General features: G+C 43.3%; 13 protein-coding genes. 3 read left to right on the top strand and 10 right to left on the bottom strand.

The features are described from left to right. Nucleotides 1-30: 30 nt before the first annotated feature. The 9 genes from FCL46_RS19150 to FCL46_RS19110 form a co-directional block, all read right to left on the bottom strand. Nucleotides 31-459, bottom strand: a complete 429-nt coding sequence (locus tag FCL46_RS19150; protein ID WP_136805734.1) for a GNAT family N-acetyltransferase — start codon at nucleotides 457-459, stop codon at nucleotides 31-33. Between the two features lie 98 nt (nucleotides 460-557). Further along, nucleotides 558-1,547 carry an MBL fold metallo-hydrolase gene (locus tag FCL46_RS19145; protein WP_136805733.1) on the bottom strand — a complete coding sequence of 330 codons (990 nt, stop codon included), beginning with the start codon at nucleotides 1,545-1,547 and terminating at the stop codon, nucleotides 558-560. A 152-nt stretch (nucleotides 1,548-1,699) separates the two neighbouring features. Then, nucleotides 1,700-2,377, bottom strand: coding sequence for a hypothetical protein (locus FCL46_RS19140; RefSeq protein WP_136805732.1), 678 nt, complete (start codon nucleotides 2,375-2,377; stop codon nucleotides 1,700-1,702). A gap of 744 nt (nucleotides 2,378-3,121) precedes the next feature. Continuing rightward, nucleotides 3,122-4,294: a polysaccharide pyruvyl transferase family protein gene (locus FCL46_RS19135; protein ID WP_136805731.1), complete on the bottom strand. Its 1,173-nt coding sequence runs from the start codon at nucleotides 4,292-4,294 to the stop codon at nucleotides 3,122-3,124. Nucleotides 4,295-4,441: 147 nt separating this feature from the next. Then, a complete protein-coding gene (locus tag FCL46_RS19130; protein ID WP_136805730.1) occupies nucleotides 4,442-5,422 on the bottom strand; it encodes an NAD-dependent epimerase/dehydratase family protein in 981 nt (326 codons plus the stop codon). 285 nt (nucleotides 5,423-5,707) lie between these two features. After that, complete coding sequence (locus FCL46_RS19125) at nucleotides 5,708-6,880, bottom strand: glycosyltransferase family 4 protein (RefSeq protein WP_136805729.1); 1,173 nt, start codon at nucleotides 6,878-6,880, stop codon at nucleotides 5,708-5,710. Then, the gene (locus FCL46_RS19120) at nucleotides 6,877-8,538 is read right to left on the bottom strand and encodes a glycerol-3-phosphate dehydrogenase/oxidase (RefSeq protein ID WP_136805728.1); all 1,662 of its coding nucleotides are present in this window, start codon (nucleotides 8,536-8,538) and stop codon (nucleotides 6,877-6,879) included. The genes FCL46_RS19125 and FCL46_RS19120 overlap by 4 nt, the downstream gene beginning before the upstream one ends. Nucleotides 8,539-8,560: 22 nt before the next feature. Beyond that, complete coding sequence (locus tag FCL46_RS19115) at nucleotides 8,561-9,391, bottom strand: hypothetical protein (protein ID WP_136805727.1); 831 nt, start codon at nucleotides 9,389-9,391, stop codon at nucleotides 8,561-8,563. Nucleotides 9,392-9,686: 295 nt separating this feature from the next. After that, nucleotides 9,687-10,289 (bottom strand): class I SAM-dependent methyltransferase, encoded by a 603-nt coding sequence (locus FCL46_RS19110; RefSeq protein ID WP_136805726.1) that lies wholly within the window; start codon nucleotides 10,287-10,289, stop codon nucleotides 9,687-9,689. A 203-nt stretch (nucleotides 10,290-10,492) separates the two neighbouring features. Between FCL46_RS19110 and FCL46_RS19105 the strand changes: the two genes are divergently transcribed. From FCL46_RS19105 to FCL46_RS19095, 3 genes are all read left to right on the top strand, one after another. Next, nucleotides 10,493-11,065, top strand: coding sequence for a TetR/AcrR family transcriptional regulator (locus tag FCL46_RS19105; protein ID WP_136805725.1), 573 nt, complete (start codon nucleotides 10,493-10,495; stop codon nucleotides 11,063-11,065). 91 nt (nucleotides 11,066-11,156) lie between these two features. Continuing rightward, entirely contained in the window at nucleotides 11,157-12,248 is a 1,092-nt protein-coding gene (locus tag FCL46_RS19100; protein WP_167505762.1) for an MBL fold metallo-hydrolase, read from the top strand. 271 nt (nucleotides 12,249-12,519) lie between these two features. Beyond that, on the top strand, nucleotides 12,520-12,810 hold the full coding sequence (locus tag FCL46_RS19095; protein ID WP_136805723.1) for an SDR family NAD(P)-dependent oxidoreductase: 291 nt from the start codon (nucleotides 12,520-12,522) through the stop codon (nucleotides 12,808-12,810). A gap of 105 nt (nucleotides 12,811-12,915) precedes the next feature. Here the strand turns inward: FCL46_RS19095 and grxC are convergent, their stop codons facing one another. Beyond that, nucleotides 12,916-13,173 (bottom strand): glutaredoxin 3, encoded by a 258-nt coding sequence (gene grxC, locus FCL46_RS19090; RefSeq protein ID WP_136805722.1) that lies wholly within the window; start codon nucleotides 13,171-13,173, stop codon nucleotides 12,916-12,918. Between the last annotated feature and the right edge of the window lie 48 nt (nucleotides 13,174-13,221).

The following is a 13,221-nucleotide window of genomic DNA, read 5'->3' as shown; positions in this document are numbered from 1 at the left end:
TCCGACAGTCTACTATCTGTAAGATTGGATCTACATAACTTTAGTAAATATTTTCTGATCTTTTACTGATGAGTATCCCAATGATTCGTAGAAATTATGTGCATCAGAGCGAACAGTATTGGCTCTGACGCGAATTTTTGTAACCCGCGCTTTTAGCCAGCTCTCTGCATGTTTGACCAGTTTTTTCCCAATGCCTTGGCTTCTTGAGTTTTCAGAAACAACCAGACTAACGATTTCTCCGTATAATCCTTCCGCTAAACGTGCGTCGATCATGGCACATACGCAACCGATGATAGTATCGCCTGATTGTGCTAAAAAAATTCTGCCGCCACGTTCCTGTACATTCTTAATATTTTCGATGATATCGTGTTTTGGGAGGTGGTATCCAAGTTCAATCATCAGTGTTTGCAGAGCATGAGCATCTGTATTGGTATATTCGCGAATTAGTAACTGTGACATGATTACGGTCCGTTATCGTATGTGTATGAAAAAGTGTATGTGGTTCTTTAAATTGGTGGACTGCGAAGAAAAATTTCATAGTGTCGAGAGTGAATATGTTAAATGTGATACTTTGCGCCGGCTTTAAGAACTATTGTCTCTGCATTGAGTTCTTTCTCTAATCGATCAATAGCATAGTCACATGTGTCGTGGGCGGAGAGGAAAACACGGGCGGGATTAACACAATTAAGATTGTTTATTGTGGTTTGAAGGTCATGGTCATTAATCTGTTTCCAGGGTGGTTTGCCGGTTCCCCAGATCATTTGTACTTTTAGACCCGGCTTACGCAACGGGCTATCTGTTATTGGGAAATGTAATCCTCCACCTATCGCGTATATTTTCTCATCAGATATCTTTCTGACCATGTCTACTATTGTCTCGATTGTTGGATGCCCGCACCCTGTAAAGATCACCAGGCCCTTACCTTTAATCCTGGCTACAATTGCCTGCTCTTCTGTCCACCCCATCAAAAAGAGACTTCGCGCCAGTGGTCCTGTTGAGGCTATTCCAGCAGAGAGTAATTGTGGAAACTCAACTACTGTTGTTTTCAGACAATTTGTACCTGCTTTAGCTGGCAGGAAACATTGGCGCACGGGTGGTTTCTCAGTCTTCAGGGGGATTGCAATATGATTGTCGCGAACGGCCTTGAAGCCACCCATATGATCGGGATGGAGGTGAGAGATCGTAATTGCATCAACATCAGAAGCTGAAAATCCAACCTTTGCAGCGTTTGAAGCAAAGGTGTCATCCTCAGGGCCATAACCTAAATCGAAAAGCAAAGAACCCTGATCGGTTTTGATGAGATACGAAACACCGGGTGCATGTTTAAAACCGTGTTCAGCTTTTTGCTCTACCAGAACCGTCAGTTCAAATTGTGTGAGTTCTGGGAGTTCTATTTTTCCAGCGTTCCGGATTCGTTTTGCATTCTCCAGTTGTGCTCTTTGAACGTTTCGTTTGTATTGATGATTCTTACGAAGAAGATGCGGGATAAGTACGGGTGAAGATACAGCTAAGACTGGCCACCACATTGGAGAAATTCGAAAAGACATTTTGAAATATCCTTTTTTTTAAACGAGTAGTTGGCGCAGGGTATATAGCATGCCCTGCACCATTAAACCGCATTTCTCATTATCGTATTTATAAAATACTCATATTGTAGCTATTTCGTTAGATGTTGTATTTTCTTGAGAAACAACGACTGTTATTGTAACAGGCTAACCTTTCGAAGAGTTTCGAGAGCAGTTTCCAGGCTGTGGATAATAAGTTTGCGCTCTAATGGAGTTATTGTATCTGTGTCTATCTGCGCCTGATTTATTACTATTTTGTTGTTACTCAGCTGAATATATTTGTCAATCAGTAGAGTGGATTGGATAGTATTAAAAACGTCCTTTATCTCAGAATTCTCAATGTTTAAATCTGCTATCTTCCACATGCCATTTTCTCTTTTCACGCTCACAAAGGCTGCTAAAGGTTCAGGACTTTTAAACGTAGGAAGGGGGAAGTTCGCGTCGTTTGAAACGAGTGCAACACTCAAATCAATCCTATCACTACCCAAAAATGGAAGCCACATGTTGTCTCTGGTTATTTTTACCTGATAATCGTTTGAATCTGTTAAGCCAAAATGCTGGAGCAAACTGAGTTCCAGGATGAAATGGAATTTCATGGATTCATCCAGGGTCGTAAATTTTCTTGAGGAGTCAGTCGCATACGTCCGCTCTGCGAGAGCATAATTATTTTCTTTGATATTGGTTATAAGGTTATCGACAACTGATTTGGATTTATCGTTTTCTCCCAAAACAGATACATAGAGCAGGAGAATAAGCATGAAGAAGCCGACGGTTGAAATGATTTTGTTAAATGAAAATTTTGACGCAGTCATTCGTTTTCCTTGTGTAAAAAAAGCACCACATAGGTGCAGGGGAGTTCTTGGGGAAGTGTTTGTTACTTAAAAATTAGTGATTGTAAGTGGTTGTGTGCGTAATCACTGTTTTTTGTGCGCTGATTCGAAATAGATAGCGTGAATTTAATCGGCAAGCCTCAACGAGTCAATCTCAAACCCATGGAGGACAATTGGAATTGGTGTGGCTCTATAATGAGTTATTTGAGTTCAACTAGAGGGCTGCCCGAGAATAGGGGGAAGAAATATATCGATTGTGAACTTGAACAAAGGTCATTGTCCGATAGTCATTATGTCTAGGAGGGTGTCCGAGAATGGCTTTCTGCAGAGTCTCGCTTTGTTTGCTTACCTGTCAAACTCTTCGGAATCTACAAGAGATAATGCTCGCAATATCAAATGCATGGCTGTGATTAGTTTTTGAAAATATCTCGATTTTGACCAAAACCTTTATTCCCGGACAGCCTCCCAGGTAAGTTGTAAGATGTGATATGAAAGGAGAAGGGCAAGAAATATGCTTATGGCCAGTCGCATCTATGTGTCTTTTACTAAGGTTTTCCGATATCGTTACTTTGTCGGAAAGCCTCATAGCCAAAGAATGGAACCACTCAATACCTTGATGAACCTCATTATTCTGCTTCTTTTTATACTGACAAGGTTTCAATATATACAATTGACCTCTATTAAAATCTTGTCAGTACATGCTTTAGAAAATTCCTTTACTGTATTCTATCCCAGCAAATCGCTCACGAGCTGAACGGCTTGTTTAGCTTTTTTCTTCTCAATTGCCGTTATCGGGATGAGTTCACTTTTCCGCTGCTCTCTTTCGTGCCAGCTTTTACTCACCATGCCTGCTATATGCTCGACATTGACATCTTCAAACTCAATCATCCAATCATCCTGAGCGATACTTCGCATAAAACCGGCATTTTTGGGGTAGGAGTTTATCGAAATCATTGGGGTGTTGATTGCTGCGCAGAATATGAGCGAATGAGTTCTTAAGCCGATATGTGTATCAACTTTATCGAGGATTCCTACGATATCATTACAGGTATATTTCTCGTTGGTGATTATTCGTATTTTATCCTGATTGCGGATGAACTGTTTTACCTCATTGGTAATTGTGATATCCATTACCTGGGTTACTGTCAGCAGAACATTCACATCGAGATCATCAATGACTTTATCTATGGAGGCTGCAATTATCTGGCAAAACTGCTCTCGCGTCAGCTTGCCGGTATTGCTCCAGTTATCGATATAGGCGTTAACGTTAAAACTGATAGTTCCCGCATCCCCGTTAGGGAAAAGATCTTCATCACGGATAATTTGTTCAAGCCGTGAATCCGGTGAAGGTTTGGTGTTAATCGCTGCATCTGCCAGTAGGTGAATTTCAGGCGATTTGAGATTAAGTTCTTCAAAAATCTCCTGAGTTTTTTTGTCGCGCAGGGTCACAAGCTTGGAGGCATCAAGGATAGTCTGCAGTATCTCAGCACCTTTTGGAGTGTCGATCGGGCCTACGCTGGCATTGTAAAAAACTATAGGGATATTGCGTTTCTTACAGAGCGGTGCCATCAAGCCAACGCTGAACATGGTATTGACCAGGGGGTTGTAGAGTTTACGATCAAACAGTGCATTATCGGTAATTAACACCATGTCAGTATTCGTCATAGAGCGATAGGTGGCAAGCCCCAGTGCTTTAAGCGAGAGATGCCATGGCATCATACCCATCGGCTTGACGTTATGGTGGCCGTAATGATCTCTGACAAAACTCGGTTTTAACGTTGGAATAAGAAACTGAATATCTGAGCGAACCTCTGCAAAATCATCGAGAATGTTTGCCAATATGGCGATATCACCGGCATTACGCCCGGAAAAACTACCAATAAGCGTGACTTTCTTCATGAAAAATCCTTCCTGTAAAAGTAGTAAAAAGCGTCCTTCTATTGAGTGCTTTACTTCAGAAAACCTGTCTCACCATACCGAAAAAAACGGAAAGTATATCGGCTGGAATTGCCCCTAAGTCACGTATCCCTTTTGTCGGGGTAAAACTTAAAGCAGATGTTGTTCCTTGTACCATTCAGCGGTTACGGCGAGGCCTCGCGCGTAGTTGAATTTAGGATCGTAGCCAAGTAGACGGCGTGATTTTTCAATGGTAAATGAACGACTTTTGGTGAAGAAATCGACTCTTCTGCGATATATTGGTGGCTCGATACCCAGTGGTATGCATACCTTTTCGCACAGATCTCCAGCAAGTTGGAAAGGTGCCGCCGGCAAGTGAATTTTACGCTTTGGTTTGTTGAGAATCCCGGCAATAGTATCGACTATATCATTGAGCCGCATATTCTCAGGCCCGGCACCGAGAAAGACCTGGCCTATGGCTTCTTCTTTTTGCGAGGCAAGAATAAAGATATCAGCAAGGTCTTCGACATACACCATATTGAAAAAGATGTTACCATCACCAAGAATCGGTGTTACGGATTTGGCGGCAAGTTTAAAGAGTTTGAGTAACCGAAGATCACCAACACCATAGATCGGGCCAGGACGAACAACGGATACTGGAAAACCGGTCTCTTTATAATAGTCCAAAGCCTTCTGCTCACCAGCCAGTTTGGTAATCTGGTAGATATCACCAGGCGAAAATCTGTAATTTTCGTCAGCAGGCGGGTTTTCTATATGCCCATGTACACCAACGGTCGAACAATGGACAAATCGCTTCACGCCGGCTTCATGAGAGAGCTTTAACAGATTCTCCGTAGCTGTAACATTAACGTCCCAGTAGACCTGATCCGGCACACCGGCCTGACGGAAGAGGGCCGCTATATGATAAACTATTTCTATGCCCTCAACGGCGCGTTTCATTGCCTCGGTGTCAGTGATATCACTTTCAATCACTTCCATACGGTGTGCGTTGGGGGACTTCATTTTGGATTTATTACGAACAAAGGCACGAACTTCGTGTCCCTGTTCGAGGAGTTTTTCCGCCAGCACACTTCCAGTAAAACCACTTGCACCTGTAACCAGTACTTTCATTGGTTCTCCATTCTATTGTCGCTCGTTCGGATATTGCTCGATGGCTAGGTTGTAGATAGTAACCCCAGGAGGCTGTCCGACAATGGCCTTTTGCCCAAACTCTTCGTTATTTGCGAAAAAAACAATGCTGCAGGTAAGCGAAGACTCCGATATCAAATATATGGCTACGCTTTTTTGCAAATGTCTCAATTTTAGCCCCTATTCCTATTCTCGGGCAGCCTCCTGGGAAGGATAAAAAATCTCATAAACACAATAATAGAGTAAAGAGGCCGTTTCCGGACAAAACTACTTAGGTGCAATCTCCTGCTCAACCCGTTTATAAAACGATATCAACTTCAAGTTAAAAGCCTCTCGATTGTACTCTTCTGCAACACGCTGTCTGGCATTGGCGGCCAGTTCATTGCGAAGTTCTGCGTCTCGAACCAGTCGGGTAATGCCTGCAGCCATTTCTGTATCGACAGCATCCACCAGCATGGCTGTTGAATTGTCGAGTACCTGAGTATGCGTTTCGAGGCGTGTGGCGAGCACCGGCTTGCCTGAGTCCATATACGAGTAAATTTTCATCGGGGTGTTGTAGCCTTTGGTCCTCGGAGAGACGAGGATATCCGCCTGGGCAAGATAACAGTTCAGATCTTCTACAGGTTTGGGCCCTGTGAAAATGACCCCGTCAGCTATACCCAGATCTTTGGCCTTCCGCTTATATTTTGCAATATCCGATTTGGCACCACCGATGATAACAAGTCTGGTCTCTTCTTTTTCGAGGTAGCTTAGCGAAAAAGATTCAAGCAGCAGATCAATACCCTGATAACTTTCCAGGTTACCTACATACATGATGTGAATGGTATTTCTCTTTAAACCGAGTTTGGTCTTTTTGCGTTTTTCTTCAGGGATGTCGGAAGAAAGAAGCGTTACATCTTCAAGTCGCTGAATGAGTTTGCTGCCATCGTATGAGCGGGCAAGCTTTTCCAGATGTTTGCAAACAGCAAGGACGCCGGTGCTGTCAGTTACAGCATTTTTTTCAAATTTTTGAAAGAATGAGAGGAGCGGGGACAGAAATCCCATCTTTTCGCAGAGCTGCTGCGGCAAAGAAGAATCCATATCATAGACATACGGGATGTTCATTTTTTTGCTGAAATATCGAGCAAGAAAAACGGCCTCTTCGCCAGCATGGATAAGATCGAACCGCTCATGTTTAAGTAGCCGTCCCGCCATCTGAAACATGACAATATCGCAGGCGATTTTCTTTAACGAAAACCCAGGCTTAATGTTTTTAACCAAAGGAGGTCGTTTGACCCGCAAAAATCTGCAGCCCGGAATAGAGATATTCTCACCTTCCGGATATACCATAACCGTTAACTCGTGCCCTTCAACTGACAATGTTTCCAGCAGCATCTTCAGAGCTATAGGTGTCCCGCGATCCTGAAAAAACGGATGGGGTGCAAGAACCAGTATTTTCATAATTCTATATTCAGCCTGTTTCTGTAATGGAAGAGGACCTGATCGATTTCTTTTTCGATGTTTTCTTCATCCCAGTTTAATTCGTTTGCCATGATTTCGGCAATCTGCCTGAGCCCGGCTTCAGGGGGGCAGCCCGAAGTGCCGCATTCAGTTCTGCGCAATACAACATCGGACATTTTTACAGCCATCTCCTCGCGCACTGAGTAGATAATCTCAGCTTTAGTAAGCGGTTGTTTTGAAGGGATAAAATTCCCAGCGCCGCCTTCCTGGGCAATGATGGAATAGACTGATCGGGAATCATTGCCATAATTTTGCTCTATATGCGGATATCTGCGTTGGAAACCCGCAAAACGTCCTTGATCTTTTTCTGTGTCAGGTGTGGGCGCGAATGAATAGTGAGGTGTGTTGCCGTTTTTAATGACTTTTTTCTTTCTGAGTAGCTTTTCCACTTGCCTGGCGATTGCCGGTGCTGTCGTGTATTTTACACCCTCAATTGTAAGCAGCCCCTGCAACCCTTCGAGATCAGCATGATCGATTACTCTTGAGTGCTTAACGAGTTGTGGTGTGCCGTTTCGAGGTGCTTTGTCCGGCTTATGGGCAGGCATCAGGCCCGCATGAGAAAAGACAACATCTTTAGAGTTGAGTGCAGCGCACGGGTAGATTGCATTTACCTCATTCAAGATCTCATTAATAGCTTCTTCACCAACATGGAGATCATCGCGCTTACCATCGTAATAGGTGTATGTTGTTCCTATAATCGTATTATTTTTCCACGGAACGAAAAAGAACAGCCGCTTGGACCGCTTGAGTTTAGCATCTTTGTCGGTGAACTCTTCTGTTCCTTCAAGACCAAATCCGTGGCCACGGAAAATTGGCTTATTAATTACAATATTCACTGCTTTTGCAAGATCTTCGGTGGTGCTTGCCTGATGTGATTCCTTGCGGATTTCATCAATCCAGGGGCCGGCGGCGTTGATGACAAGATCAGCCTTTATTATAAAGGCTCTACCACTTATACAGTCTGTAACTTCTGCGCCGTTAATTGTATTTTTTATGCGCGAGAGCTTGCGAACACGAACATAGTTAGCAGCAATGCCACCGCAATGGACACCAGCCTTGATAAATGAGAGTGCCATTCGTTCAGTGTTGGTGATCAAATCGTCGTACCAGAGGGCACCGCCGGTCAGCCCTTCGGGGTTGAGTCCTGGTCCGATTTTAAGACATTGTTTTTTGCTGAGCAGGCGTCCGCGCCCGACCTTGTTATCTGCAGGGCTGTTTTTATTACGGTCCCAACCGATCAAGTCGAAAAGTTTCATGGCCACAGCCATTATCGGTTTCCCCTTCATGCCGAGACCGAAGGTAGGAATGACGCAGGGAAGTGGCGTAATCAGGTGGGGAGCCATCTCCATATAGTATTTGCGGGAGTTTATTGATTCGCGCATACGCTTGATATTGAGGTGTTGAAGATAGCGAAGGCCGCCATGCAGGATTTTAAGGCTGTTTGCAGAAGTACCAGCTCCGAAATCATCTTTTTCAACAAGGCAGACTTTCAGCCCAGCGGCTGCCAATTGATAAAAAACCGTAGCCCCATGAATGCCACCTCCGATAACAATGGCTTCAAAACTATTCTCAGCAAGATAGTGGGTGTCTCGTTGCATAGTTATTGATGTCCTTCTATTCTCAGGGGAGTCTCAGGGAAATCTGATCGATAACAAAGGCAGCAGGTGCCTCTAATTCGCCATATCCGATTCGCTCACAGGATTTGTCATTGAGTGCTGCCAGCAGTGAAGCGGCAGGTCTGGTTGTGTCAAAAGCATAGCAAATAATAGTTCCGTAACTTCCTGCCATACGCTTAGTGCTCTTTGCTGGTAGTGGGTCAGTACCGTTTAGAATAGGTAAATCGTAAAGCTTAGCAGCGTCGAAATGGCTTACTGAACTCCAGAATGTGGGTCTTCCACCGTTATCGCCTAATGCAAGCGGTTTGCCATGGTTTGCCTTGATAAGTCGGGTGATGTGTTTCCCTCGCGCAAACAGCCATTTTCCTACAGCCCAGGGCAGCACAGGGTATCCGTCTATGTCGCGAATCCTGGAAATGGTTTCTTCAAGACTCATTTTATCCGGGATTGATTGTTCTGTTGCAATTGATAGTACTTCGAGCGACTCACGGGTAATCACCTGCTGTCCGGAAATGAGAAAGAGTGTTGCTCCATTTGCGTGAACTGCTGCAAGTGAAACTGATTCTCCGGTTTTTTCAAGAGTCCAGTCACTGCTGAGGCGACACGATTGCTCTGTTTGAAGCTGAGCTCTCAGTTTAGGAAAGGTATCGCGGTCCCTGGGTTCTGTGAGAACAAGCACACCGTAAAATGGTTGCCCTTCTTTTTTTTCTTGCACCGCTTTTTTAAATGATGAAAGTGCTTCATCAAGCATGGGAACAAGATTCACCCAGTTGTAGAGGTGAACGTGGCTGTCTACTGCAAGAATATCCGTAGAGGATGATGTTAATTCTGACATGAAAAATTTAAAAAAAATAAAACCTCATGGTTGTCAGAAAAGATGAACCGGGTGCAAAATAGATCCTGATTGTTAACAGGACTGCATTCGTTGGGTTGCCTTTCTGAACAGGTAAATACGATTATGCGAAAACATGAGAAAAAAAGGACTCCTGACAGTGAATTTTTTAGTCAATAGGGTGGAGTCTGTCAAGTATTTTCCAAAGGTTTCCTGACATACTGATTAACTCACGCGCAGGTGGCAGCTAATGATGAGACGAGATTTAATCAGTGCATAACCAATTTCTAATGATCGATTATTTTGTCGCAATAAGCTGAACCACCGCTCCAGGCCCGGTGTGCAGTCGTCCTTCTATGATATCCCGTTCAAGTTCGATAGCATGGAGGATGTTGAGTGAGGCGAAATCATTTTTCAGTATTTCAAGAGTCAACAACAGTTCTTTACTAGGCGGACCACCGGTGTTGTTCTTAAGCTGGGCAGGTGTGTACCCTTCAAGTAACAGGACGCCGTCTTTTTTGAGTCCTTTGACCACCTGAGCGTAAGCAAATTGACGAACTGGTGACGGGAGATGACAGAATATTGAGATGACAGCATCATAGAATGCTTCTTCAACGGTAAATTCGGCGAGATCTGCAACAATAGTTGTTATCTGCACCTTCTCAGATCGGGCTAACTCCTGTGCTTTTTGAAGGCCGACTGCAGAACTGTCGACTGCAACAACCTCAAAACCCTGTTTGGCGAGGAACACGCTGTTTCTTCCTTCACCCTCTGCCAGGCACAGTACGCGTCCGCCCACTGGCAATTGATGAAGGTTCTGGCGTAGAAAATCATTTGGCTGTGTACCATATGCGAAACCTTCCTCACTATATTTGAGATCCCATTTGTTTTCGGTAGTCATGATTTTTTATCTTTTTCAGGAATGTTGAGAGCACCAGAGATGTGCTGATTGTTTGTTTCAGTTCGGGCCACATGTCTTTAGCTGATTAATGTACGCATTAAATAGATCAATAACTATGCATAAACGTTGAAGGTGAAAATAATCTGCAAAATACGCGTAGAATAAAAATTGACATAAGTGAATGAACGTTTATTATAGAATGCATGAGAACGAAAGATGATAAAAAACAGGAAGCGCTTTTTCTGGCAACGATAAAATGTGTTAATACTATTGGTTTCGCTGCAAGTTCCGTCTCCAAAATAGCCAAAGAAGCAGGTGTTTCGCCAGCTACGCTCTATATCTATTTCAAAAACAAGGAAGATCTTCTGGTCTCAACCTATGTTGAAATAAAGCAGGGCATGGGGGCAGCGATGCTTGAGGGCTTTGATGAAGAGTTGCCTGTGCGCGACATCTTTCACCGGGTCTGGAATAATACCTTTGTTTATGTGGCTAAAAATCGTGAAGAGTTTCGATATGCTGAGCAGTTTGCAAACTCTCCCTACAGTGAACTGGTAGATAAATTACGGATTCAGGAAACCTTCGAGCCGCTGATACGGGTTATTCAGAGGGGCATTGATCAGAAAATAATCAAGAATGTCGATCTGGATATATTTGGAGCCTTTATGATTCATCCCATCATGGTTCTCGCCAACCCTAATCATTGTAAATGTTTTGAATCTTCTGAAGAGAATATTGAAATAGCATTTCGCATGGCTTGGGATGCATTGAGACTGTAGTTTTTTTTGAGTATAAATTAAATGAACGTTCATTTATGTAATGAAGAAGATCATAGTAGTAATCGTCCTATTATTGGCAGGAGTTCAATTCATGGTACATGCAAGAGAAAACAGTTCTACCAAATTACTATCATCAGCATCTGAAAATGGTATTCACGATAATACAAAGAATCGAAAATTTGAGAGTGTAACCGTTATGAATAAAGGGAGTTTTAAAAAGAGTATGAACATGTACTGGAAATTCTTTTTTGAAAAAGGGGAAAAGGTTCCAAAGAGCCCATTACCACAACAGATTCTGCAACCTGCAGAGCTTTTTGCTGATAGCAAACAAACGCTTAAAGCTTCGTGGCTTGGACATTCTTCGATGCTCATCAACATTGACGGTTACTCAATCCTGACCGACCCGGTTTTTGAGCGTAAAGTATCCATTGTCGGTCCAAGCCGGTTCAACACGAAGTTGCCATTGAAGGTCGAAGATCTGGTATCAGTAGATGTGGTGATAATCTCGCATGATCACTATGACCATCTGAATAAATATTCTGTGAAAAGGTTGATTGAAAAGACTTCTGTTTTTGTGGTGCCTCTGAGAGTTGGAGAGCGATTGTTGAAGTGGGGAGTTCCCCAAGAGAAGATTGTAGAACTGAACTGGTGGGATGAATTCAATCCATTAGGTAATCTTATTATAGCAGCAACACCATCCCAGCATTTTTCCGGCAGGGGACTTACCGATAGAAACAGCACGCTCTGGGCCTCATGGGTAATTAAAACTCCAAATCACAATGTGTTTTTCAGTGGTGATACTGGCTATTTTGAGGGCTTTAAGGATATTGGTGAAAAGTATGGACCATTTGACATAACTTTTCTGGAATGTGGTGCCTATAACGAGAGCTGGTCGAACATTCATATGTTTCCCGAACAGACTGTCCAGGCATTTATCGATCTGAAAGGAAAAATTCTGCAACCTATTCATTGGGCTACATTTAATCTCGCTCTTCATGCCTGGTATGAACCGATTGATCGACTTATCTCTGAAGCATGGATTAAAAATGTTCATCTTTCTGTGCCGGTGATTGGCCAGGTTGTTGATTATGAGAAGCCACTGACGGTCGAGTTGTGGTGGGCACCGTTGAGGGATGAGAATATGGAGAGTGTTAAGTCTGAAGTGGCAGGTGTATATCGTTAAGGATTTTTTCATCAGGTAGTCGAATGAAAGTGTACTGAGGTCATTAAGGTGAGTCGTTAATGTCTTTAATCTCAGCAGTCTTGCCCACAAATTTGGGAAGATTGATCTTGCTGATTCACTTTGGGAAACTCAAAAATATAAGAAATGGCATGCTTACGGAGCAAGCAAAATTGCCAATCTCTATTTCACCTATGAGCTTCAGAAGCGATATGGCGGTGACGGCTACGGTATACTATTTGTAGCAGCTCATCCAGGTTGGACGGATACTGAATTGCAGCGTCATACCCCGTTAACTTCATTTCTTAATCACTTCTTTGCGCAGTCAATACCCATGGGTGCCTTGCCTACACTCTACGCAGCGACAGCTGGCGAGGTACAGGGAGGAGATTATTTCGGCTATGAAGGCTTCCGTGAGATACGTGGTTACCCTAAAAAAGTAAAGTCCAGTGAGCTATCTCATGATGCATCAATTACTGAAGAGCTTTGGCGTAAATCTGAGCAGCTTACAGGCGTGACATTCCCTGAACTCGACTCTATACAGATATCCTCTCCCCGGAACTGAGGTTCAGGCAAATGGATCGTGGTAATGCTTTTGCTGAGATCCATTTGCGATGTTACTTAAAAGAAAGCAATATGTAGGGTTTTATGAGAGGCTGTCGGTGAACGGCTATTCTTCGATGAGCTTGTCGAGTTCACCTTTGCTGTCGAGCAGATAAATGTCATCGCAGCCACCGACATGCTTGTCCCCAATGAATATTTGGGGGACTGTGCGCAATCCGTTTGCTTTCTTGATAAGCTCAGATCGTGCCTCGTCATCACCCGTTACATCGATTTCTTCATAGCTCAGGTTTTTACGATCAAACAGAGCTTTGGCTTTTATGCAGTATGGACAGCGGGTTGTTGAATAAATTGTTATATTTTTCATATTTTTTATTTGATTGAATACTCTTATTATAGGGTAAAATATCTATAC

Source organism: Desulfosediminicola flagellatus, from assembly GCF_005116655.2.
Classification (GTDB): domain Bacteria; phylum Desulfobacterota; class Desulfobulbia; order Desulfobulbales; family Desulfocapsaceae; genus Desulfopila; species Desulfopila flagellata.
Note: the sequence above shows the minus strand (reverse complement) of the source record. Positions and strands in the feature narration are given on the sequence as shown.